The sequence below is a fragment of the Rhizobium sp. SG_E_25_P2 genome (genome assembly GCF_029892285.1).
Classification (GTDB): domain Bacteria; phylum Pseudomonadota; class Alphaproteobacteria; order Rhizobiales; family Rhizobiaceae; genus Rhizobium_E.
Map to the genome: position 1 here is coordinate 169,692 of NZ_JARXVM010000008.1, position 23,803 is coordinate 193,494.

Sequence of the window (23,803 nt, forward strand, 5' to 3'; positions counted from 1 at the left end):
TGACAAATCAGGATTTTTGCGACAGACCGAGGGATAAGCGGACGGTCAGCTGGATTGAAGTTCTTGAATCCAAGTATGCCCCGGATGCAGCACCTCCAGCCATCGACAGAGGGCGAATTTCTCGTTGAATTCGAGGCGAGGTAAGGCGTTGCGGAAGTCCCGATGATCTTTCTCGCGGGCGTGCCTAGCTTTGAAGAGCAGGACGATATGCGGCGCCAGATATCGGATGCCGCCGGCTGTTGCGCGTATGGCTTTGGCTCTCGGAAGAGTGAAGGATGGATCGCGCTTGTAGACCCACATGTCCGACGAACCCCGATCGACCATCATGTCGACGCGCCAGCGCCCGGCGCCAACATCCGCGCCCCAGTGCTGCCAAACATCCGTGGGCAGCGGTTCCACTAGAGGGATATGGTCAAGTTTGCCATCCTTCGCGGTGAAGAATTCCAGATCCGACAGGACGCCGCGATAGCGTTGGGCCTGGCAGGCAAGTACCGAGAACTCCAAGTCTTCATGCGCACGGGTCGGCTCACCGTGCCAAAGATCCAGGGCCCAGCCGCCTACGACATACCAGTCGGTGTCTGATACGCCGAGACGGGCAAACAATTCATCCGGGGACCATGGTTCCCAAGCGTCATCTGGTGGTGGCTGCAATGAAGCGGTGCTCCTGAACGGACGAAAACGCCTGATACTTCAACTGATCCCCCATGTTCAATAGCGGCTTTGGGCTCAAACTGGCTGTCGCAAAACTCCCAATTAAAATTTCAATTTTGCGCCTGATATTTGCAACGCAAGACACAGGCGCCCACGACCATCAAAATCCCAGGTTCGAGCCGACTGGGCCACCTTCGCCCCGCATGCGCGGGGGAAAGGTGGCGGCAGCCGGATGAGGGGCCGGGGACGCCACAATGAAAATATCCCCGCAGCCCAAAAAGCGCAGGCGCGCTTGGGGAGCCGGATTTCAAGTCCGGACCAGCGTCTCGCACACAAGCGTCATCGCGCCTTCGGCATCGATGCCGACGCAGCCGAGCTGGCTTTTCTGGCCGTCCCAGGCGCTCGGGCCAAAACCCATGCCGTCGGGCTTCTGCATGGTCTTGCCTTCGCCCAGGCCTTCGGTGAAGACGCGGATCACGCCGGAGCGGGTGGTGAACAATTCGGGGGCGACGACATAGAGGCAGGCGCAGGTGTCGTGCACCACCATCGAATCCTTGAAATGGCCGTCGTAGAAATCGATGTAGAACTGGCTCAGACGGTCGAGCAGCTTGACGGCGTCGTCGCCCTGACGGGCGAGGTCGCCGAGCTGGCTGCGGCTCATCACCAGCTTCAACGTCACGTCGAGCGGCACCAGCACGACATCCCAGGGCGCGATCATCACTGCGTCGGCCGCAGCCGCGTCGCCGTGGATATTGGCTTCAGCGGCGGGCGTGACATTGCCGGGAACATCGAGCGCGCCGCCCATAATCACCACCTGCTTGACGAGGCCTGTGATCTCAGGCGCTTTTTTCAGCGCATTGGCGAGATTGGTCATGCGGCCCACGGCCACCAGCGTCACCTCGCCCGGATTCGCCTTCACCGTCTCGATGATGAAATCTTCGGCCGCGCGCGGGTCGAGAGGAACGTCGGAGACGTCGGGCACGCCGATATTGCCGAGCCCGTCATCGCCATGGATATGCTTGGGGTAAGGATGAACCTCTTCGCCTGGCAGATATTTGACGCCCGCGCCTTTGGCGACGGGGGCGGCGATCTTCCATTCACGCTTGAGATAGAGCGCGTTGCGCGTCGTCGTCTCGATTGCGGCGTTGCCGAAGGTGGTGGTCACACCGATCAGGTCGATGTCGGGATGTTTCTCCAGCAACAACAGCGCCATCGCGTCGTCGACGCCCGGATCCGTGTCGAATATCACCTTATGCATGCCTGACCTCTTTCTGTCGTCGTTTCCCGGCGAGCATTGGCAAAGGGCGAGCAAAAACGCCAGCAATTTTTACCGATCAGTCAAAAGACCGCGCCAGCGCCAGGGTCACGCGGCGCATCAGCCGTTTTTCAATCAGCAGTTCCGCCCCCTCTCCCGCCAGCGCAAGCGCTGCGGCTTCGGCGACGCCATGGCACCCCATCAGACGAAAGATGGTTTCGGACGGTTTTTTGAGACGCGGCGTCTCGCGCTCCAGCCGCTCGGCGGAGAACAACATGACGGGACGCCCAAACAGGGTCTCGACGCGACCCACAGCAGGGTGGTCGGCCCGGCGGTCGATCGTGCTGACACCAGCGAGATCGGCCGGCGTCAGACCGAGTTCCGAGAACAGCTCGGCGATGGCGTCGACGGCGTCACCTGCCGCAGCGGCTTCCGACAAGCCGAAACCGAGCCAGAGCCGAGCCGCCATGTCAGACTGCCGAACTGAGGGCCGGCTGCACCCGTCGCGGCGCAATGGCGTCGCGATCCGTCTGATAACGCGCCTTCAACGTCGCCGCCATGTCTTCCGGCATCACCAGTTTCGGCGACCGCGAAAAACGTTCGAGCGGCAACAGCGCGTAACGCCGGCCGATCTGATGAATGCGCGCCCGCCAGCGTGGATTGGGCGAAATCCGCGTCGCCAGCGCGCTCCAGCGCCGATAGCGCTCCACCATGCCGGAGCCGATGGAGATATTCTTGTTGGGCAATTCGCGACCCTTGTCGCCGAGCGCGGCCATCACATCCGGAAACATTGTCCGGAGAAACCCGATGGGATCGGCGATCATGTCGGCATGGTCGAAAATGCCGACCCGGCCAGGCTCGAAATGCCGGCGCAGCGCCGAAACGGGCGCTTCCCAACTCATGCCCTTGAAATCATAGCCGCGTAGAAACTCCGAAAAGCGCATGGCGCTGCCCATGCGCACCTGCTGCACATACCAGGACGGCAGGAAACCCGCATAGTCGCGGATCACGAAGCGGACATCAACATCGTAATCCTGCAGCGCCAGATGCAGGCGCTCGGCCCGCTCTTCGGCGCTTTCATAGAATTTCCGTCTCGGCCCCATGAAGGGTTTGCCAAGCAAGTTCTCGTTGGAGATGATCAGCGTATGACAGCCGGTTTCGGCGCGAATCTGCTCGATCACTTCGCCGATTCGAAAACGATAGGCCTGATTGTCGTTTTCCGGCTTCGACATTTCGCCGAGCAGGATGCGGATATCGTCCTTGACCCGCTTTTTGCGCGACACCGCGGGACAGTAAAATCCCTTTTCCAACAGGAGCGGTCGGTTGGCGTAAAGCAGGTGCTGGAAACTCGTGGATCCCGTCTTGGGCGCCCCGCAATGCAGGATGATCCTGGCCTTCATTCACATCGTCTTTCCTATTCCAGTGTGGCGCTTTTGACACCGGTCAGGCGCCGGGGTCAAGAGAAAGCCGGTTTCCTCCTCCGACACGGTGAACGCGCTTGAAACGGCTCGTCGCGGGTGGCATGGGACGGACAGCCACAGGATGTACATCTTTGCCCGAAATCACGCTTGCTCTCCTCGCCTTTCTGTTCGCCGCCGCCTTCCTCGCCGGCTTCATCGACGCCATCGCCGGCGGCGGCGGCATGATCACCGTGCCGGCCATGCTGATCGCCGGCTTTGCGCCGATCGAAACGCTCGGCACCAACAAGCTGCAGTCGCTGTTCGGCTCAGGTTCGGCGACACTGGCCTATGCGCGCGGCGGCCATGTCGAGCTGAAGACGCAATTGCCGATGGCGCTGATGTCGGCGCTCGGGGCGGCGCTCGGCGCTGTGCTCACCACCTTCATTCCGGGCGATGTGCTGAAAGCGCTGATGCCGCTTCTGTTGATCGCCATCGCGCTCTATTTCGGCTTCAAGCCGAGGATCAGCGACGACGACCAGCATCGCCGCATCACCCCCTTCCTGTTCGGGCTGACCATCGTGCCGCTGATCGGCTTTTACGACGGCGTGTTCGGCCCCGGCACCGGCTCCTTTTTCATGCTGGCCTTCGTGACGCTGGCCGGTTTCGGCCTGCTCAAGGCCACGGCGCATACCAAAATGCTGAACTTCGCCTCCAATATCGGCGCCTTCCTCGTCTTCGCGATCTCCGGCGTGATCTCCTGGAAAACCGGCCTGGTGATGGGCGCAGGTCAGTTTCTCGGCGCCCAGCTCGGCTCGAAGCTCGCGATGAGAAGCGGCGCAAAGATCATCAAGCCGCTGCTTGTGGTCACCTGCATCGCGCTGGCGGTCAAGCTTCTGTCCGACCCCGCCAATCCTGTCAGGATCTGGCTGGGAGTTTGATTGCCGGAACAGCGTATAATGCCTATATTGGCTGAGAATTCAGGGAGCGCGCCATGCCCTTCACCATTCATCTCGACACAGAACTGAAAACCTTCGTTGACGAGGAGGTGAAATCTGGCCGTCATGAAAGCCCCGACGAAGTGATCAGCAACGCGCTCCGCGAGATGAAGCTGAGGCAGGAAGCGTTTACAGCGCTTCGCGCTCATGTTTCCCAAGGCGCGCTCGAGGCGGATCTGGGACATTTCGAAGACGACTTCGACCTCGAACAGCTCATCGCCGATCTTGATCACCATGGCGGTCAGGCCGCCGAATGACGCGGTTCAGGCTGACCAGAACAGCGGCAGCCGATCTCAGGAGCATCGGCCATTACACCGAAGCGAAGTGGGGCAGGAAGCAGCGCAACGCCTATCTGCGGGCAATGAATGCGCGCTTTCTTTGGCTGGCCGAAAATCCTCATTTGGGTCGCCGGAGAGACGACGTGCGTGAAGGCTGTTTTTCGTTTGCGCAGGGACAGCACCTGATATTCTACAGACTTGGCGCCGAGTGCATCGAGATCCTTCCCATTCCCCAAGCCCGCATGGACCATCCTTTGCGTGTTCCGTAGCGACCGTCGCCTCAATGCTCCCCGTGGCAGCGCCGATGATCGCTCAGCACCTCGATGATCCGGCACTCTCCCGCCGTCCCGCCCCGATGATCTGACAGCATCCGCTCCAGCTCCGCCTCCAGCCGTTTCAGTTTTTCGATCCGCCGCCTCACGTCGTCGAGACGGTCGCGGGCGATGGCGTCGGCGCGTGAGCAGGGCTTTTCCGGATGTTCCGACAAGTCGAGCAAGCCGCGGATCGCCTCGATCGAAAAGCCCATGTCACGGGCATGGGCGATGAAGCCGAGACGATCGCGCGCCGTCTCGCCATAGCGGCGCTGGCCACCCTCGCTGCGCGGCGGCGCCGTCATCAGGCCGATCTCCTCGTAATAGCGGATGGTGGGAACCTTGACGCCCGTCAATTTCGCCAGATCGCCGATCGAAAATTCTTTGAGCATGCGCTTGACCCTCTAGTCACTAGAGGGATTATGGGTAGCGTCCGCAGCAAATACAAGAGGAAGACCGATATGGGCGCCGGACACGACCACAACCATTCCTTCGAAGGGCTCGACCCCATCTATCAGCGCCGACTGAAAATCGTCATCGCTATCAATGCTCTGGGTTTCGCCGTTGAAATGGTCGCGGGGCAACTCGGCGGCTCGCAGGCGCTGAAAGTCGATTCGCTCGATTTTCTTGCCGATGCACTCACTTATGCGCTGTCTTTCGCCGTGATCGGCATGAGCTTGAAGATCCGCGCCCGCGCCGCACTGGTCAAAGGCGTATCGCTGGTGTTGATCGGCCTCTGGGTGGCCGGCTCGACTGTGTATCGCATCTTCTATCTCAACCAACCCAGCGCTGAGACGATGGGGCTGATCGGCATGCTGGCCTTCGCCGCCAATCTCGCCACCGTGCAGCTGTTGATCCGCTACAAGGATGGCGACGCCAATGTCCGCTCGGTCTGGCTATGCTCGCGCAATGACGCGATCGGCAATGTCATCGTTGTCATCGCCGGCCTCGGCGTCTGGGGCACCGGCACGCCCTGGCCCGATCTGATCGTCGCCGCCATCATGGCCGGCCTGTTCCTCTGGTCATCCGTCCAGATTCTCACCCAGGCCCGCGAGGAACTGAGGGAGGCGGAACAGGGCGGACACGATCACGATCATCACGATCATGCGCATGGCCACGACCACGCGCATTGAGCATAACCAATGGCGGGGCGTCAGAATTCAACGCCCTGCTGGCCCTTGATGCCCGAGCGGAACGGATGCTTGATCAGCTCCATTTCGGTGACGAGATCGGCGATCTCGATCAACTCGTCCTTGGCGTTGCGGCCGGTCAGCACGACATGGCACATCGGCGGCTTCTCCTGCGTGAGGAACTCGACGACCTCGGCGATGTCGATATAGTCGTAGCGAAGCGCGATATTGATTTCGTCGAGCAGCACCATGGATTTCTCGCCCGAGGAAATCAGCTCCTTGGCCTTGGCCCAGGCCTTCTGGGCATGCGCCACGTCGCGGGCGCGGTCCTGGGTTTCCCAGGTAAAGCCCTCGCCCATGGTGTGGAATTCGCAGATATCGGAAAAATGCGCCTCGATCAGGTCGCGTTCGCCAGTGGCCCAGGCCCCCTTGATGAACTGGATCACCGCGCAGGGCATCTGATGGGCGATGTGGCGGAAGATCATGCCGAAACCGGCTGTCGACTTGCCCTTGCCCTTGCCGGTGTTGACGATGATCAACCCCTTCTCGCCGCTCTTGCCGGCCATGATCTTGTCACGCGCCGCCTTCTTCTTGGCCATCTTCTCGGCATGGCGGGCGTCGTCTTGGGGAGCGATAGTTTCGGAGGGGAGCTCGGTCACTCTGTCAAATTCCTTGTCAATTGGTCCGCGTGCAAACGGGTCAGGTTTGGTTGGCGTGTGCGCACGCTGTAGGCTGCCAGCAATTCCGGCTTCTAACGTTGCGCCGCCACAAACGATTTTTGCATATCGTCAGCCGACTATGCAGTCCTATCATCAGGATCGATCAATGTGCGAACGTCACCCTGCGCCGCGTTTGCTTCGGCGATAGACGCGCGCAGCCGCCCGGCATTGGCGGGGCTGGATAGAAGATGACATGTCTCCATCATGCTTTCGAACTCATCTTCCGAAAGGATGACGACAGCCTTCTTCCTGTTGCGCGTGACGAACAGGGGCGCGCGATCAAGCTCGACCGCATCAAGATGAGCCGAAAGATTCTGGCGAAAGTCACTCATGCTGATATGGGGCATGACACGGTCCTCCTGCACATGTTCACCTCCTGCTATAGGTCTGCATTTACCATTATCCCAGCGAGTTCCTCCAACTCAAACCGAGCCGAGTTGGATTTCGGGGACCAAAGTTTGCGATCCATCGCCTCGATCAGCTTCTGGGCCATTTCGCGCAGCGCCGCCTCGTTCTTCTCACTGAGAAAATCGCGCACCGTCTCGTCCATCAGATAGGCCTGATAGGCCGCCTCGAAGTGGTGGCTTTTCACTGCGCCCGTGGTCGCGGCATAGGCGAACATGAAGTCTACGGTGGCCGCCATTTCGCTGGCGCCCTTGTAGCCGTGGCGCATCGCGCCGGCGATCCATTTCGGATTGACGACGCGGCCGCGCACCACGCGCGAAATCTCTTCTTCCAGCGACCGGATCACCGGCTTTTCCGGCCTGGAATGGTCGTTGTGGTAGATGGCGGGTTTCTGGCCCGACAGATGCTCCGCCGCCGCCGCCATGCCGCCCTGGAACTGGTAGTAATCGTCGGAATCGAGCAGGTCGTGCTCGCGATTGTCCTGGTTCTGCACCACGGCCTCAATCTGCGACAAGCGCGTCTCGAACAGGCCGCGCTCGGCCTCGCCGTCCTCTTCGGCGCCATAGGCGTAGCCGCCCCATTCGACGAAACTCTCGGCGAGGTCGGCCTTGTCCTCCCAACCGCCTTCGTCCATCAGCGCCTGCAGGCCTGCGCCATAGGCGCCCGGTTTGGAGCCGAACACGCGGTAGCCAGCCTGTCGCGCCGCCTTCTTGTCGTCCGCTTCGCCCTTTGCCGAAATCGCCTGCGCTTCCGCTTTCATACGCGCCGCGATCGGATTGTCGGCCTCGTCCTCGTCGAGCCCGCCGATGGCGCGGACCGCCTTGTCGAACAGCGCGATCTGCTCGGGAAACGCGTCGCGGAAAAAGCCGGAGATGCGAAGCGTCACATCCACGCGCGGGCGCCCAAGCATGGATACCGGAATGATCTCATAGCCGATGACCCGCGCCGAGCCCATATCCCAGACCGGCTTGGCCCCGATCAGCGCCAGCGCCTGGGCGATATCATCGCCGCCGGTGCGCATGTTGGAGGTGCCCCAGGCGGTGATGCCCAGGCTTTTAGGCCAGTCGCCGTGATCCTGCGCATAACGCGTGACAAGTAGATCCGCCGATTTGCGTCCGAGTTCCCAGGCGGTCGGCGTCGGCACCGCGCGGGTGTCGACCGAGTAGAAGTTCTTCCCCGTCGGCAGCACATCCGGCCGCCCGCGCGTCGGCGCGCCGGACGGTCCGGGGGAGACGAAGCGACCAGCGAGACCCCGCATCAGCGCCTCGATCTCCGCATGACCACAGGCTTCGATCGACGGTTTCAGCCGCGTCTCGACCTGATCGAGGACAGCGCGGGTGCGGAGCCAGGTTTCGGGGCAAGGGATTTCGCCGGAGACGAATTTCGCGGCCAGCAATTCGATGCGCTCCACCGTGTCGCCATTGGTGCGCCAGGGGGCATAGAGGAGATCCGCGAGGATTGCCGGACGAGGACCGGTCCAAGGGGCGGCCATGTCGCAGTCCAGCGGGTCGAAGGTCGAGCCAGGATTGCCCCCCCCTGTCCTGCCGGACATCTCCCCCTCAAGGGGGGAGATTGGCTGGGGGCGGACACTCGCTTCAACGGCAGACACCTCGTGATTATCGCCGACGCCAGTGGGTCGGGAAGAGCCCGCTCCATCTGATCTGCCCCCTTGAGGGGGAGATGTCCGGCAGGACAGAGGGGGGTGAGCCACCCTCTCAGTGAGAGGCGCTTCCTCCGCCATATCCAAAGCCATCGCCCGCTGCAGGCTGGCGTTGCCGTCTTCGCCATCGCCACGCGGAACCCGCGCCAGCGCCACGGTCAGGTCCGTCAGCAACCGTCCCTCCGGCGCGACGCCGAACACATGCAGCCCGTCGCGGATCTGCAATTCCTTGAGATCGCACAGCCAGGCGTCGAGCTTCTGCAGCGCCGCGTCCTCGTCGAGCCCGGCGATGCCGACATCCTCGCCGAGGCCGGTGTCGGTGGCGAGATCGAGGATCTGCTTCTTGAGCAGCACGATGCGGCGCGGATCAGACCCCTGGGCGAGAAAATACTCGTCCACCAGCGCTTCGAGATCCTTCAGATAACCGTAACTCTCCGCCCGCGTCAGCGGCGGCGTCAGATGGTCGAGAATGACGGCCGAAGACCGCCGCTTGGCCTGCGTGCCCTCGCCGGGATCGTTGACGATGAAGGGATAGAGATGCGGCAGGGGCCCGAACACCGCTTCGGGATAGCAGGTCTCCGACAGCGCCAGAGACTTGCCCGGCAACCACTCCATATTGCCATGCTTGCCCATATGGATGGCGACATCAGCGCCGAACGACTCGCGGATGAAGGCGTAGAAGGCGAAATAACCATGCGGCGGCACGAGGTCGGGAGAGTGATAGGTCTCCTTCGGATCGATATTGTAGCCGCGCGCCGGCTGGATGCCGGTGAGCACCTGCCCGAAACGGCAAAGCGGCAGGGCGAAGGCGCCATCGAGGAAAAACGGATCATCCTCCGGCCCGCCCCAACGCGCCGTCACCTCATCCTGAATCTGAGCCGGAAGACGGGCGAAGAAGTCGTTGTAAAGATTAAGCGACAGCGTCTCGCGGATCTCGCGGCCATCGGTTGCGGCATTGGTCGGCCCCGCCATCAGATAGTTGATCAGGCCGTCGCCGCTATCAGGCAGATCGCCGATCACATAGCCCGCCGCCTTCATCGCCTTCAGCGATTCCAGCGACCCAGCCGGCGTATCCAGACCCACGCCATTGCCGAGGCGGCCATCGCGATTGGGGTAATTGGCGAGGATCAACGCCACTTTCTTCTGACTGTTTTGCAGATGCCGCAGCCGCGCCCAGCGCGCCGCCTGTTCCGCCACGAAGGCGATGCGCGACGGCTCGGGTTCGGGACCGACAATATTGACCTGCGCGCGCGGATCAAACCGCGCCGCTTTCTTGAACGACACCGCCCGGGTCAGCACGCGACCGTCCACTTCCGGCAGCGCCACATTCATGGCGAGGTCGCGCGTCGCCAACCCCATCGTGGAGCTTTCCCAGGCCTCGCGCGTCAGCGCCGAGAAGATCACCTGCAGCACCTGCGCGCCGGTCTCATCCAGCACCGTGCCGGTCTTTTCCGCGCCGGGAGAGACGACCGCGAAACTCGTGGCGTTCAGCACGACATCGGGCGCGTAGGTTTGAAACAGCGCCCGTATAGTTTTAGCCGACACCGGCTCCTTGAGGCTGGAAACGAAGATCGGCAGCACCCGCAAGCCGCGCGCCTGCAAGGCCTCGATCAGCGCTTCTACCGGGGCGGTCTGGCCGGATTGCACCAGCGCCTTGTAGAAAGTGATGACGGCCAAAGGGGTTTTGGCGGGGCGCTGGACTTGCGGCGCACTCTCCTCCGGATGGCGTAGCGCCTGCGGGATACCCCCCTCTGTCCTGCCGGACATCTCCCCCTCAAGGGGGGAGATTGGCTGGGAGGGCGCTCCCTGCCCCAATCTCGACGTCTCAATGCTGGGCGAGGCGTCGCCTCCTTCGATCTCCCCCCTTGAGGGGGAGATGCCCGGCAGGGCAGAGGGGGGCAACCCACCCACCGACGCCTCTTCCCACACATCCGCACTGACCACGCCCCTGCCCGGCCACCAGATCCCGGCCTTGTCGAGCTTGACCGGCGCCGCAGGCTTTTCCCCGCGCCCGATCAACGCCTCGCAATAGCGCGAAAACCCCGCCACATTCTCAGCCCCCGCCTCGACCAGATAGGTCCACAGCGTTTTGACGTCCTCGGCGGCAATCGTCGACCACGCGTCGACGCCGGCATCCGGGCGATCGTCGCCTGGCAGCGTGGCAAACTGGAAGCCATGCCGCTGCGCCGCCCCCATCAGCGCCTCGATCAGATAGGTGAAATAGCCGTAGCCGCCGAGCGCGCGCAGCACCACGAGTTTCGAATGCCGCGCCGTTTTCTCGACCCAGAGATCGATCGACATCGGATGTTTGAGGCTGGCGAGATTGACGATGCGCCAGTCGACCGCGCTCTCAGCGGTCGCCCGCGCCACCGATGCAATCTCGGTATCGGCCGCCGACAGGAACACGATCTCCCCCGGCGTCTGGCCGAGATCGACGGCGTCTTCGCTATCGGAGAGCGAGCCTTTCTGGGCGAGGAGGAGATGCATCAGAACCCTATTCTACCAATAAGCTGCAGGCGTTCGCAGACGCATCTCGCTATGATCTGATGCTGGGGGCGTAGAAATTGCATAGGCGCGATATCCCGCATGTCTCTTGTTCAGGAGGGAAGCAGGATTCCCTGGCCGAAAACATCGGTGAGCGCGGCGATCAGATCCGCCTCCCGCCTGCTGAGTTGGGACTGGTCCAGATGGCGCCAGTTCCGTTCGTAAATCGAAAATGCCTCCTGCGCCGGAATGGCTCTGTCAGGTTCGCCATTCCAGATCAGCCGCGAAAGAGCGGGATAGTCTGCCGGTCGGACCATGCTGGCGGCGTCGATCATCATGGATCTATCCTACCATCAAGAGCCCCGTCGGCAAAGACATCCCGCTCTACCACTCAACCCAGCGCTTTGATCTCCGCCATGATTGCAGCATCGTCCATCTCGTCATGCAGGCCGATGACCACGAGACGGGTTGCACGGGCCTCGCCCGGCGCCCAGGGGCGGTCGAAATAGGTCTCGATCCGCGAGCCGACCGCCTGGATCACCAGCCGCATCGGCTTGCCGGCGACATCGGCAAATCCCTTGAGGCGCAGAATGTCGTGCTTGTTGATCACCGGCTTCAGCGCTTCGACAAAAGCGCCAGCATCCTTGAGCGCGCCAAGCTCCACAATGAAGCTTTCGAACTCGTCGTGATCGTGATCGTGCGGCGCGCCCTCATGCTCGAGTTCGTGATGCGACTTGCGGTTCTCAATATCGCTTTCGGTGCCGACGCCCAGGCCCAGCAGCACGGAAGCCGGGATCTCGCCATTCCTGGCTTCGATCATCTTGGGCTTGCGGCTAGTGGCGGCATTGACGGCGTCGCGCACCGACTGGATGCCGGCGGCGTCGAGCAGATCGGTCTTGTTGAGCACGATGAGATCGGCGGCCGTCAGTTGATCCTCGAACAGTTCCTCGATCGGGCTTTCATGGTCGAGGCCTTCATCTTCCTTGCGCTGCGCGTCCAGCGCATCGTGATCGTCAGCGAAACGGCCGGCGGCCACGGCGGCGCTGTCGACCACGGTGATGACGCCGTCCACCGTGACAGCCGTCTTGATGCCGGGCCAGTTGAAGGCGGCGACCAGCGGCTGCGGCAGCGCCAGGCCAGAGGTCTCGATGACAATATGATCGGGCTTCACGTCGCGGGCGAGCAGCTTTTCCATGGTCGGGATGAAATCATCGGCGACGGTGCAGCAGATGCAGCCATTGTTGAGTTCGATGATGTCGTCTTCGGTGCAGGCCTCGGCGCCGCAGCCCTTCAGCACGTCGCCATCGACGCCGAGATCGCCGAATTCATTGATGATCAGCGCGATCTTCTTGCCGCCGGCGTTGGACAGCAGATTGCGGATCATCGTCGTCTTGCCCGCGCCGAGAAAGCCCGTGATCACGGTGGCCGGAATCTTTTGCATCTCTTAACCCTTCATTTTCAGCGGCAGTCCCGCCGCGACGAAATAGACGTCCCGCGCGATCTGCGCGATCATTTGGTGGAGGCGGCCGGCGTGGTCGCGGAAGTCCCGCGCCATCTTGTTGTCAGGCACGATGCCAAGACCGACCTCGTTGCTGACGAGCACGATCCGCGCTCTTGGCGCTGACACGGCTTTCGCCAGCGCCTCGAATTCGACAGCGCCCGCCCGTTCTTCCATCATCAGATTGGTGACCCACAGCGTCAGGCAATCGACGAGCACGATATTGCCGGGGGCGTCTATGGCCGCGAGCGCCTCAACCAGGTCGGTCGGGGCCTCATGCGTGGTCCAGGCCGGTCCGCGATCGGCGCGATGGGCGGCGATGCGCGCTTCCATCTCACCGTCCCAGGCCCGGCCCGTGGCGATGTAATGCAGCGTCAAACCGCTGTCGCGGCAGATCTGCTCGGCGAAACGGGATTTTCCCGATCGCGCCCCGCCGAGCACCAATGTCGCAAAGCCGCTCAAGCCGCCCGTTCCACATAGCGCTGATTGAGCGCGCCGATGCCGAGCCCGATCATCACCCAGAAGAACAGGCCTGTGGCCAGCGCCGCCGAGGCGTATTCGGCCGCCAGCAGGGCCGGAACCGAGGTCGAGATATCCTCAGGCTGCGGCGCGCCGATCGCATGCGGAGCGAGCATCAGCACGACGCCAAAGGCCTTGGCCCAGATTTCCGGACGCAGCAGGAACAAGGCGAGCGCGCCTGCAGTCGCCGCTGCGCAACCGATCCACCAGATCTGCCGGGCAAACAGGTCGCCGGCCGGGAAGCCGGGCAGTTCCGGCGGCAGGCCGAGCGCCGGGGCCATCTGGAAGACCAGCCAGCCGAGGACGCCCCAGATCGCGCCGTTGGCGAGCGTCACGCTCCGGCCGCTGACCAGCGACGCCGCCATCAGGATGAGCGCAAAGCCCGTGCCGGTGACGAGATTGGCCATCAGCGTGCCGGTGAGACGGTCGACGCCAAACAGCATGCCGGCATCGTCTTCGCCTTCGGCCGCATGTTCATGCGCCTGGGCTGGCGTGAAGAGGCCGAGATCGAGCGCGGACGAATGTTCATGCGCCGCGTCCGGCGCCGTCTCATATTTCTCGGCTTCGAGAATGAGCGGCACGACGCGCGCCTGCTGCGCCACCGTCGCCAGAACGCCAGCAAGCAACCCGGCCACCAGAGCGACCAGAAGATATCGAGTTATCATGACAGTCCCTTTCGAAAGACCAGCAAGACCGAATGCTCAAACGACGTTTGCGCCTGGGGCCGATTGGCCCCGGCGCATGCCGTCAAGCTGGGATCGGCGTCTTAGTGGCAGGGAAAGCCATTGGCGTGGCGAACGTCGTGCGCCGTGTCATGCAGCACGTTCGAATGCGCAAAACCGGCGCCGAACACCAGGAAAGCGCCCAGAGCGGCGGCAAAGATCCCGGCGACGAGACGGTCGGACAGAGAAAGGGGAGAAGAAATCGTGTTCGTGCGGGCCATAACAACCTCCGTGCTGCTGGCAAGAAAATATGCGCATCTCTGCGCGGCTGTGTCTGGCAGGTCTCCTGGCTCACGGCTTTCGCATGGGCGAACCCATGCAACGACATCCCCTCGCCTTCCCGGAACGTGTGGCTGATGCGCAGAACGGACGATTCGTAGAAATAGAGGCGTCCAGGACCGTGTTGTCGCGTCAGTCATTCCAGTGGCTTTGAACGCCATCCTCTGTCTTTTCCGCGCCGGCCCCATGCCGGCTGCCCAGAAAACACGTCGAAAGACGTCCCGGAAATGCCTCTGCCGCTCTACAGTCGCGGGGTCGGCCGGGATAAAGATGCCCGCTTGGGTCCATCCTTCCCATTCCCTTTTGATCCCTTGGACTTTGCGCCCTCCGGGAACCAAACAAGGCGATCATAATGTAGGGCGTCGAACCGCGTCAATCCAAATGCGACATAAACGCCGCCGCCCTCAACAAAAGACGGGGATCGCCATGGTCATGGGCGCATCAACCCGTTGAGCCAGGCCGGATCGAGCGCCGCTTCGAGTTCGATCGCGACATCGTCGAGCGCACGCTCCACTTCGGCGCGATAGTCGAAACCGCCGCCCGCGACGCCGAAGCTCGCCAACAGCGCCCGCCGGAAGCCATCGGCGTCGAAAATACGGTGAAGATAGGTGCCGACGATACGCCCATCGGCGGACATGGCGCCGTCGGGTTTGCCGTCGATCTCGACATAGGGACGCAGGCAATCGGCGCCCGACGTCTCGCCGAGATGAATCTCATAACCCTGAAGCGCCGCGTCATAGGCAACCGAGCGGGCTGTGCTGTTGGCCAGACGCTTTTCCGGCGCCATCACGGTCTCGACATCGAGAAGACCGAGACCGTCCACCTCGCGGTCCTCCCCCTCAAGGCCGAGCGGATCGCAAATCTTGCGGCCCAGCATCTGGTAGCCGCCGCAGATCCCCATCACGCGCCCGCCGCGGCGAACATGCAGCGCGATGTCTTTATCCCAACCATGGACTCTCAGCGCCTTGAGGTCGCCAATCGTCGACTTGGACCCCGCCAGCACGACAAGGCCAGTATCCGCCGGGATCGGATCACCCGGCTTCACATAGATCAGGTCCACTTCGGGCTCAGCCGCCAGCGCGTCGAAATCATCGAAATTGGCGATCCGCGGCGTCACCGGCACGGCGACCTTGAGAGCCCCGCTCTTTCCTTTCACCAGTCGCTCCAGCGTCACCGAATCCTCGGCCGGCAGGCGCGCGGCGGCTTTCAGCCAGGGCACGACGCCGAAGCAGGGCCAGTCTGTAAAGCGCTCGATCGCTTTGACGCCATCGTCAAACAGGCTGACATCGCCGCGAAACTTGTTGATCAGATAACCAGTCACCATGGCCCGATCTTCGGGATCGAGGATCAGATGGGTGCCTGCGACAGAGGCGATCACCCCGCCCCGGTCGATATCACCCACCAGAGCCACGGGCACGTTGGCGGCGCGGGCAAACCCCATATTGGCGATGTCGCCCGGACGTAGATTGATTTCCGCCGGCGAGCCCGCGCCCTCGACGATCACCAGATCGGCGTCCTCGGATATACGCGCAAAACTGTCCAGCACATGCGAAAGAAGTTCCGGCTTCAGCCTCTGATAGTCCCGCGCCTTGGCCTGCCCATACACCTTGCCCTGCACGATGATCTGGCTGCCGGTTTCCGATTGCGGCTTGAGGAGCACCGGATTCATATGCACGCTGGAGGCAACGCCTGAGGCCAGCGCCTGCAGCCATTGCGCCCGGCCGATCTCGCCGCCATCGTCGCTGACGGCGGCGTTGTTGGACATGTTCTGCGGCTTGAACGGCTTGACCCTTAGTCCACGCCGGGCGGCGATGCGGCAAAGACCCGCCACCAACACGGTCTTGCCCACATCCGAGCCGGTTCCCTGCAGCATGATCGCCCTGGCCATGTCGTCGCTCCCTGAATTGCAACACATGGAATGCCACCGCCTGATGGCGCAGGCAAGGTCAGCCAGCGACGCCATCAGGTCCGAGCGCGCGAAGCGAGCATCCCAGCCTGTGGGACGCCCGCGCATCATCAATAAGAAAGAAGTTGCGGCGCGAGGTGCTCCGGAACGCACTACCTGATCCGGAGAAGCGGTGCCTCGGCCCGCCGCGAATAGAGATTTATAGCCACAATCTTACTGGATGGTTTATGAGCGGCCCCAGTTTCAAAAAAAGCTTCAATGAACTCCCGGCAAATTTTTTTTGAAGATCCGCCAACTTTTTTTTGCGGGTCGGTAGACGACGCATTTTCGACACATTAGGTCTCACCCCGAATAACATTTGCTCTGTGCGACGTATCTGGACACCGCAGAACACTCATTGGTGGCGCTTTATTTCCACAATCGCAAAAAGAGATACGACATGCGGCGGCAATACGTCGCATTTGGAATAGGAATTTTTTAGCCCGGGGCTCCTCCACCATTGGGGGTGTTGATTTATTCATTTGAAGCCGTACAGTTCATTTTCGCGAACGCAAACAATCTGGAATGGCGCAAAACGCCGTTTAGAGATAAATAAAAAATGCTCGCGCCTGGGAACGAGAGACTTGTGGAATATCGCCGCGCGTAAGCATACGCCACGCGGGCGATCATTCAACGCAGACCGGAGGGGCGACCGCTCCGGACAACTGGGAGACGTGCTCTGTATGTATGACAGCGGCAAGCAGCATCTCGGCGGAAGCGCAGATTCTGCTTTCGAATCCTTCCCGACAATCTATGCCTTTCGCCTGACGGATCGGCGCGCCGCCTTCAAAGCCGCGTCGCTCGGTTTCACCACAATCGCTGGGGCCCTTTGGGGAACAACCGGCCTACAGCCATTCGCAGCATAACAAGGGAGACCACATATGAATGATTTCGAAAGCAAACTGAAAGCGGCTGAAACGCTCGCCCGCAAGGGCAGCCTGTCGCGCCGCGATTTCATGCAGCTGGCTTTGGCGACCGGCATCGCCATCCCCGCCGCATCAAGCATGTTCTCCAAGGCCCAGGCGGCTGAACCCAAGAAGGGCGGCACGCTGCGCCTCGGCATGGAAGGCGGCTCCGCCTCCGATTCGCTCGATCCGCGCACCTATGCGGACTCGGTGATGATCGCCGCTTCGCTTTGCCTGATGAACGGCCTCGTCGAATTCGACAGCGAAGGCAATCCGACCGGCGAACTGTTCGAAAGCTGGGACGTTGAGCCGGGCGCGCAACAGTGGACCTTCAACGTCCGCCAGGGCATCAAGTTCTCCAACGGCAAGACGCTCGACGCCGACGATATCATCTACTCCATCGGCCTGCATCGCGGCGAAACCAAGTCGCCGGCCAAGGGCATTCTCGAGCAGATCGCCGATATCAGCGCCGCATCGCCAAGCCAGGTCAGCATCACCCTGTCGGCCGGCAACGCCGACTTCCCGGCAATCCTCGGCGATTACCACATCCTGGTGGTTCCCAAGGACTTCGCTGACTGGTCCAACCCGATCGGCACCGGCGCCTTCACGCTCGAAAGCTTCGAGCCGGGCGTGCGCATCGCCTTCAAGAACCGCGGCGATTACTGGAAGCCGAATCGCGGCAATTTCGACTCCGTCGAAATCATCTACATCCAGGATCCGGCCGCCCGCACCGCAGCGCTGCAGTCCGGCCAGGTGGACGCGATCAACCGTATCGACGCCCGCACCGTCGACAATCTGATGAAGGATCCGAACGTCGCCGTCGTCCGCACCAAGGGCACCGGCAACCGCTTCTGCTTCGTCTCCCGCGTGACCGACGCCCCCTTCGACAACAAGGACCTGCGTCTGGCGCTGAAATACGGCATCGACCGCCAGGCGATCATCGACCAGGTCTATTCGGGCTACGCCATCCCGGGCAACGACCATACGCTCGACCCGCTCAACCCCTATTACAACGCCTCCATGCCGCAGCGCGCCTATGATCCCGACAAGGCCGCCTTCCACTTCAAGAAGGCCGGTCTCGCCGCAGGAACCAAAATCGAGCTGCAGACGTCGGAAGGCGCCTGGGGCACTGCGGTCGACTGCGCCACGATCTACCAGGAATCCATCAAGAAGGCCGGCATCGACCTCACCATCAACCGCGTGTCCCCCGATGGCTACTGGGACAATGTCTGGCTCAAAGTGCCTTTCTGCGCCGTCTATTGGGGCCGTCGCCCGACCGCCGACCAGACCTTCACCCAGGTCTATGGCTCGGCTTCGGACTGGAACGACTCCAACTGGAAGCGTCCGGAATTCGACGCGCTGGTCGCCGAAGCCCGCATCGAGCTCGACGACGCCAAGCGCAAGGAAATCTATGGCAAGTGCCAGGAAATGATTTCCGACGATGGCGGCATGATCTGCTTTGCGATCACCGACTACCTCGACGGCTACGCGCCGAAGGTCCAGGGCGTGAAGCCGCATGCGCGCTACGACATGGACGACAACCGCGTCGCCGAAAAGGCCTGGTTCGCCTGATAGGGATTTCGGGCGCGGAAAGGTTTTTCCGCGCCCGTATTCTATCCATTGTCCAGCCGCGCGGGGATGTGGGGACGGACATGGGATCTGCCCATAAGACTATAAAGGGGGCGACGAAATGCTTCGCTTGTTAACCACGCGACTCGCTCTTGCGGTCGTGACTTTGTTCGCTGTCAGCGTGCTGATTTTCGCCGCGACGGAAATCCTGCCGGGCGACGTCGCCTCGGCGGTGCTCGGACAGGGCGCCACACCCGAAACGCTCGCGGTGTTCCGGGCCGAGCTCGGCCTCGACCGCCCCGCTTACGTCCGTTACTTCGAATGGTTCACCAACGCCTTGCAGGGCGATTTTGGCAAAGCCATGACCAACAAGCGCGATATTCTGCAATCGATTGCGCCACGCTTCGAAAACACGCTTTTCCTCGCCGGCTTCGCCGCCTGCATCGCCGTGCCGCTGTCGGTAGGGCTCGGCATTCTCGCCGCGATCAACGAAGGAAAATGGCCGGATCGGCTCGCCAACATCGTCTCGCTCGCCACGATCTCGGTTCCCGAATTCTTTATCGCCTATGTTCTGATCCTGGTGTTTGCGGTGGAGCTTCGCTGGCTGCCCTCGCTGGTCATGGTCTATCCGGGCATGTCACTCGGCACCAAGCTGTGGACGACGATGCTGCCGGCTATCACGCTGACCCTGCTGGTCGCCGCGCATATGTTGCGCATGACGCGGTCGGCGGTTCTGTCAATCATGTCGCAGCCCTATATCGAAATGGCCTTCCTCAAGGGCCTGCCGCGCAGCCGCGTCATCGTCCGGCATGCCCTGCCAAACGCTGCGGCGCCGATCATCGCGGTCATCGCGCTCAATCTCGCTTATCTCATCGTCGGCGTGGTCGTTATCGAGAAAGTCTTCAACTATCCGGGCATCGGCCAGTTCATGGTCGATGGCGTGACAAAGCGCGACCTGCCGGTGGTGCAGGCCTGCGGCCTGGTCTTCGCCGGCGCGTTCATCGTGCTCAACACGACAGCGGACATCATCAGCATTCTGGTCAATCCGCGCCTGCGCAAGCCTTCTCTGGGGAAGTGACATGACGATATTCGGTTACAAACCAAACGGCGCCGCATGGGTCGGCATCGCCATCGTGCTGATCTTCGTGATTCTCGCGATCTTCGCGCCCTGGATCGCGCCCTATTCGGAATCAGAATCGGTCGGCTCGCGCTGGGAAACCATGTCTGTCGCCCATTGGCTGGGCACCGACCAGAATGGCCGCGACATGCTGTCTCGCATCATCTTTGGCGCGCGCATGACCATCGGCGTGGCGTTGGCCACCACGATCCTGTCCTTCACCATGGGCACGATCGCCGGTCTGCTCGCCGCCACCGGCGGCGCGGTGATCGACCAGATCCTGTCGCGCTTCGTCGACATCATGCTGTCGATCCCGCTGCTCGTCTTCGCGCTGATCGTGTTGTCGATGTTCGGTTCGTCGATCCCGACGCTGGTCATCACCATCGCCATTCTCGATTCCACCCGCGTCTTCCGCCTCGCCCGCGCCGTGTCGATGAACATCGCCGTGCTGGAATTCGTCGAGGCTGCCCGCCTGCGCGGCGAAGGCCTGTGGTGGATCATGCGCAAGGAAATCCTGCCGAACGCGCTGCCGCCGATGATTTCCGAATTCGGCCTGCGCTTCTGCTTCAACTTCCTGTTCGTGGCCGGCCTCTCCTTCCTCGGCCTCGGCATTCAGCCGCCGCATGCCGACTGGGGCGGCATGGTGTGGGAAAACCGCGGCGCGATCGTCTCGGGCCTGCCGGCGCCGCTCTGGCCCGCGCTGATGATCGCCATCATGACCATCGGCGTGAACCTCGTCGTCGACTGGATCCTGTCCATCAATGCCCGTCCCTCGGGCGCCTCGGCGGAGATGTGAGCCATGGCCTATCCCATCCTCAAGATCACCGACCTGCGCATCGAATCCGTCTCGGGCAATGTGCTGGTTGATAATGTTTCGCTGCAATTGCAGCGCGGCGAAGTGCTCGGCCTGATCGGCGAATCGGGCGCCGGCAAATCCACCATCGGCCTCGGCTCCATGGTCTATGCCCGCGCCGGCTGCCGCATCACCGGCGGCAAGATCGAGATCGACGGCGTCTCCGTTCGCGATCTCTCGCCGGAAGGCCGCCGCGACATGCGCGGCCAGCGCATCGCCTATATCGCCCAATCGGCGGCGGCGTCGTTCAACCCGGCCCATACGATCATGGACCAGGTCTGCGAAATGCCGATCCAGCACGGCCTGATGAAGCCGGATGAAGCCAAGAAGAACGCCGTGGACCTGTTCCGCTCGCTCGGCCTGCCCGATCCGGAAAATTTCGGCTCGCGCTATCCGCATCAGGTGTCCGGCGGCCAGCTGCAGCGCGCCATGGCGGCGATGGCGATCTCCTGCCGTCCTGACATTCTGGTCTTCGACGAACCGACCACTGCGCTCGACGTGACAACCCAGATCGAAGTGTTGGCGCTGATCAAGAAACTGATCAAGGAGCTCAACACCGCCGCCCTCTACATCACCCACGATCTCGCGGTGGTGGCTCAGGTCGCCGATCGGATCATGGTGCTGCGCGGCGGCAAGATGGTCGAACTCGGCGGCACAGAGCAGATCCTGATGCGGCCGGAAAAGGAATACACCGCCGCCCTTGTCTCCGAACGCAAGGCCGCCGACCAGCTCGACGAAGACACGATCGAGGAAGTTCGCGGCGAGATCGTGCTGAAGGTCGACAATGTCGTCGGCTGCTATGGCGACTTCACCGTTCTCAAGAACGTCTCCATCGACGTCGCCAAGGCGGAAACCGTGGCCGTGGTCGGCGAATCCGGCTCCGGCAAGAGTTCGCTCGCCCGCCTGATCACCGGTCTTCTGTCGCGCAGTTCCGGCTCGGTGAATTTCGGCGGCAAGGAGATGTCGCCGTCCTATAAGAGCCGCTCGAAAGAGGAGCTTCGCCGGATACAGCTGATCTATCAGTTGCCGGACGTCGCGCTCAATCCGCGCCAGACCATCGGCGATATCATCGGCCGTCCCTACGCCTTCTATTTCAACAAATCGAAGGCCGAGGTCGATGCGCGCGTCGCGGAACTCCTGCGCCAGGTCGGTCTGCCGGAGGATTACGCCGGCCGACTTTCCACCGCGCTTTCGGGCGGCCAGAAGCAGCGCATCTGTATCGCCCGCGCGCTTGCCGCCAATCCCGATCTGATCATCTGCGACGAGCCCACATCCGCGCTCGACCAGCTGGTGGCCGAGGAAATCCTAAAGCTGTTGAAGCGTCTACAGGACGAATTGGGGATCGCCTATCTGTTCATCACCCACGACCTCGGCATTGTCCGGCGTATCGCTCACCGCACCACGGTGATGCTGCGCGGCGAAGTGGTGGCCGATGGGCCGACAGCGCAGATCTTCTCGCCGCCCTTCCACCCCTATACGGAAAAGCTGATTTCCTCCGTTCCGGAAATGCGCACCGACTGGCTCGACGACGTGCTGGAGAAGCGCAAAGTCATCTGAGTTATAAAAAACGGGGACTCGAAACTCGGCCGCGCCCACAGGGCGCGGTTTTTTTTCCTCTCCGCCGTGCTCGGGCTTGTCCCGAGCATCTGCCGCCGCCAGATTTTTCCCCAACGATATCGAGTGAAGACTCGAAGGCGTAGCAGACCCTCAGGACAAGCCCGAGGGAGACGACAGACAGGTAAGTGAGCTTCATCCACAATCCACACGTCGTTCCATCCTTCATTTTTATATCTCCATTATTTGTCTCTCATTGACACCGGGCCGTGCGGCTGAAAAATGCGCCGGCAAAGAGGAGAGACGACATGCAATCACGTCAGTTCAGCCGCACGCCATGGTCGGTGTCGGAAATCGGCTTCGGCGCCTGGGCCATCGGCGGCTCCTGGGGCGACGTCACGGAAAACGACGCCAAGACCGCGCTCAACGCCGCGCTCGACGCCGGCATGACCTTTATCGACACCGCTGACGTCTATGGCGACGGCCGCTCGGAAAAGATCATTCGCGACGTGCTGAAGGAGCGCGGCGGCGAGCGCCCCATGGTCGCCACCAAGGCCGGCCGGCGACTGAACCCGCATGTGGCCGACGGTTACAACAAGGCCAATATAGAAGCCTTCATCGATCGCTCGCTGACCAATCTCGGCGTCGAGACGCTGGATCTCGTCCAGCTGCATTGCCCGCCGACAGAAGTCTATTACCGCCAGGAGATGTTTGAGGCGCTCGACGACCTCACCGCCAAGGGCAAGATCCGCTATTACGGCGTCTCGGTGGAAAAGGTCGAGGAAGCGCTGAAAGCGATCGAGTTCCCCAATGTCGTCTCGGTGCAGATCATCTACAATATCTTCCGCCAGCGCCCGGCCAGCCTGTTCTTCCGTGAAGCCAAGGCGAAAAACATCGCCACCATCATCCGCGTCCCCCTCTCCTCCGGCATGCTGACCGGCAAGATGAGCGCCGCAAGCCAGTTCGCCAGCGACGACCACCGCGCCTTCAACCGCAATGGCGAAGCCTTCGACATGGGCGAAACCTTCTCGGGCGTCCCCTATGATGTCGGCCTCGCCGCCGTCGAGCGCCTGCGCCCGCTGGTTCCTGGCGGCGCGACCATGGCGCAATTTGCGCTGCGCTGGATCCTGATGAACGACGCCGTCACCGTCGTCATTCCAGGAGCCAAGAACAAGGCGCAGGCCGAGGACAATGCGCAGGCGTCCGCCCTGCCCGGGCTCACGGATGATGTCATGGCCGAGGTGAAGGCGATCTATGATGAGATGATCGCGCCGCACGTTCACCAGAAATGGTGACGTAATCGCGCCCGCGTGATTCGCGCCGCCTGGCGCCGCAAACACTGCGGCGTCAGGCGGTAGACACTTTTTCTGATGATTATTTTAACTATTTCAACCCCAGAAATCTCGGCATTTTTGCGCGATGTTTTTTCGAGAACATGTTCGCCTTCCCATCGCGACTTCGACGAAGCACGACATATCCGACCTTCGAGATAATTAGAAAGTCTTTGTAAACAAAGCTTTTTTGCGCCAGGGCGCGAAATATAGTTTCTTATTT

General features: G+C 61.9%; 23 protein-coding genes and 1 riboswitch. Of the genes, 9 read left to right on the forward strand and 14 right to left on the reverse strand.

Features of this window, described 5'->3' with window-relative positions; genetic code table 11:
- Positions 1-45 precede the first annotated feature (45 nt).
- From M2360_RS13345 to M2360_RS13360, 4 genes are all read right to left on the reverse strand, one after another.
- Positions 46-651, reverse strand: coding sequence for an amino acid transporter (locus M2360_RS13345; RefSeq protein ID WP_280775654.1), 606 nt, complete (start codon positions 649-651; stop codon positions 46-48).
- 307 nt (positions 652-958) lie between these two features.
- Positions 959-1,909, reverse strand: coding sequence for a nucleoside hydrolase (locus tag M2360_RS13350; protein WP_280775655.1), 951 nt, complete (start codon positions 1,907-1,909; stop codon positions 959-961).
- Positions 1,910-1,985: 76 nt separating this feature from the next.
- On the reverse strand, positions 1,986-2,375 hold the full coding sequence (locus M2360_RS13355) for a cobalamin biosynthesis protein (RefSeq protein ID WP_280775656.1): 390 nt from the start codon (positions 2,373-2,375) through the stop codon (positions 1,986-1,988).
- Position 2,376: 1 nt separating this feature from the next.
- Complete coding sequence (locus M2360_RS13360) at positions 2,377-3,306, reverse strand: hypothetical protein (RefSeq protein ID WP_280775657.1); 930 nt, start codon at positions 3,304-3,306, stop codon at positions 2,377-2,379.
- Between the two features lie 152 nt (positions 3,307-3,458).
- On the opposite strand from M2360_RS13360, the gene M2360_RS13365 reads away from it, so the two are divergent.
- From M2360_RS13365 to M2360_RS13375, 3 genes are read left to right on the forward strand one after another with little or no spacing between them, the layout of a single operon-like run.
- Complete coding sequence (locus M2360_RS13365) at positions 3,459-4,244, forward strand: TSUP family transporter (RefSeq protein ID WP_280775658.1); 786 nt, start codon at positions 3,459-3,461, stop codon at positions 4,242-4,244.
- A gap of 53 nt (positions 4,245-4,297) precedes the next feature.
- The gene (locus tag M2360_RS13370) at positions 4,298-4,558 is read left to right on the forward strand and encodes a type II toxin-antitoxin system ParD family antitoxin (protein WP_280775659.1); all 261 of its coding nucleotides are present in this window, start codon (positions 4,298-4,300) and stop codon (positions 4,556-4,558) included.
- On the forward strand, positions 4,555-4,848 hold the full coding sequence (locus M2360_RS13375; protein WP_280775661.1) for a type II toxin-antitoxin system RelE/ParE family toxin: 294 nt from the start codon (positions 4,555-4,557) through the stop codon (positions 4,846-4,848). The genes M2360_RS13370 and M2360_RS13375 overlap by 4 nt, the downstream gene beginning before the upstream one ends.
- A gap of 11 nt (positions 4,849-4,859) precedes the next feature.
- On the opposite strand, the gene M2360_RS13380 is transcribed toward M2360_RS13375, so the two are convergent.
- A complete protein-coding gene (locus M2360_RS13380) occupies positions 4,860-5,282 on the reverse strand; it encodes a helix-turn-helix domain-containing protein (protein ID WP_280775662.1) in 423 nt (140 codons plus the stop codon).
- Positions 5,283-5,351: 69 nt separating this feature from the next.
- On the opposite strand from M2360_RS13380, the gene M2360_RS13385 reads away from it, so the two are divergent.
- Positions 5,352-6,023, forward strand: a complete 672-nt coding sequence (locus M2360_RS13385) for a cation transporter (RefSeq protein ID WP_280775663.1) — start codon at positions 5,352-5,354, stop codon at positions 6,021-6,023.
- 20 nt (positions 6,024-6,043) lie between these two features.
- Here M2360_RS13385 and cobO read toward each other — a convergent pair whose 3' ends face one another.
- From cobO to M2360_RS13430, 9 genes are all read right to left on the reverse strand, one after another.
- Complete coding sequence (cobO, locus tag M2360_RS13390; protein WP_280775664.1) at positions 6,044-6,679, reverse strand: cob(I)yrinic acid a,c-diamide adenosyltransferase; 636 nt, start codon at positions 6,677-6,679, stop codon at positions 6,044-6,046.
- Positions 6,680-6,816: 137 nt separating this feature from the next.
- Positions 6,817-7,086 (reverse strand): type II toxin-antitoxin system prevent-host-death family antitoxin, encoded by a 270-nt coding sequence (locus M2360_RS13395; RefSeq protein WP_280775665.1) that lies wholly within the window; start codon positions 7,084-7,086, stop codon positions 6,817-6,819.
- A gap of 32 nt (positions 7,087-7,118) precedes the next feature.
- On the reverse strand, positions 7,119-11,291 hold the full coding sequence (gene cobN, locus M2360_RS13400) for a cobaltochelatase subunit CobN (protein ID WP_280775666.1): 4,173 nt from the start codon (positions 11,289-11,291) through the stop codon (positions 7,119-7,121).
- A gap of 110 nt (positions 11,292-11,401) precedes the next feature.
- A complete protein-coding gene (locus M2360_RS13405) occupies positions 11,402-11,626 on the reverse strand; it encodes a hypothetical protein (RefSeq protein ID WP_280775667.1) in 225 nt (74 codons plus the stop codon).
- A gap of 53 nt (positions 11,627-11,679) precedes the next feature.
- The gene (gene cobW / locus M2360_RS13410; RefSeq protein ID WP_280775668.1) at positions 11,680-12,729 is read right to left on the reverse strand and encodes a cobalamin biosynthesis protein CobW; all 1,050 of its coding nucleotides are present in this window, start codon (positions 12,727-12,729) and stop codon (positions 11,680-11,682) included.
- Positions 12,730-12,732: 3 nt separating this feature from the next.
- Positions 12,733-13,248: a bifunctional adenosylcobinamide kinase/adenosylcobinamide-phosphate guanylyltransferase gene (gene cobU / locus M2360_RS13415; RefSeq protein ID WP_280775669.1), complete on the reverse strand. Its 516-nt coding sequence runs from the start codon at positions 13,246-13,248 to the stop codon at positions 12,733-12,735.
- Positions 13,245-13,970, reverse strand: a complete 726-nt coding sequence (locus tag M2360_RS13420) for a CbtA family protein (RefSeq protein WP_280775670.1) — start codon at positions 13,968-13,970, stop codon at positions 13,245-13,247. The genes cobU and M2360_RS13420 overlap by 4 nt, the downstream gene beginning before the upstream one ends.
- A gap of 101 nt (positions 13,971-14,071) precedes the next feature.
- The gene (locus tag M2360_RS13425) at positions 14,072-14,248 is read right to left on the reverse strand and encodes a CbtB domain-containing protein (protein ID WP_280775671.1); all 177 of its coding nucleotides are present in this window, start codon (positions 14,246-14,248) and stop codon (positions 14,072-14,074) included.
- A gap of 37 nt (positions 14,249-14,285) precedes the next feature.
- A riboswitch (cobalamin riboswitch) is annotated at positions 14,286-14,660 on the reverse strand.
- 76 nt (positions 14,661-14,736) lie between these two features.
- A complete protein-coding gene (locus M2360_RS13430; protein ID WP_280775672.1) occupies positions 14,737-16,194 on the reverse strand; it encodes a cobyric acid synthase in 1,458 nt (485 codons plus the stop codon).
- A gap of 938 nt (positions 16,195-17,132) precedes the next feature.
- Here M2360_RS13430 and M2360_RS13435 point away from each other — a divergent pair.
- The 5 genes from M2360_RS13435 (at position 17,133) to M2360_RS13455 (ending at position 23,544) form a co-directional block, all read left to right on the forward strand.
- Positions 17,133-18,728, forward strand: a complete 1,596-nt coding sequence (locus M2360_RS13435) for an ABC transporter substrate-binding protein (protein WP_280775674.1) — start codon at positions 17,133-17,135, stop codon at positions 18,726-18,728.
- 118 nt (positions 18,729-18,846) lie between these two features.
- Positions 18,847-19,803 (forward strand): ABC transporter permease, encoded by a 957-nt coding sequence (locus tag M2360_RS13440; RefSeq protein WP_280775676.1) that lies wholly within the window; start codon positions 18,847-18,849, stop codon positions 19,801-19,803.
- 1 nt (position 19,804) lies between these two features.
- The gene (locus M2360_RS13445) at positions 19,805-20,638 is read left to right on the forward strand and encodes an ABC transporter permease (RefSeq protein WP_280775677.1); all 834 of its coding nucleotides are present in this window, start codon (positions 19,805-19,807) and stop codon (positions 20,636-20,638) included.
- A 3-nt stretch (positions 20,639-20,641) separates the two neighbouring features.
- Entirely contained in the window at positions 20,642-22,252 is a 1,611-nt protein-coding gene (locus M2360_RS13450; RefSeq protein ID WP_280775678.1) for an ABC transporter ATP-binding protein, read from the forward strand.
- A 305-nt stretch (positions 22,253-22,557) separates the two neighbouring features.
- Positions 22,558-23,544 (forward strand): aldo/keto reductase, encoded by a 987-nt coding sequence (locus M2360_RS13455; protein ID WP_280775680.1) that lies wholly within the window; start codon positions 22,558-22,560, stop codon positions 23,542-23,544.
- Positions 23,545-23,803: the final 259 nt, after the last annotated feature.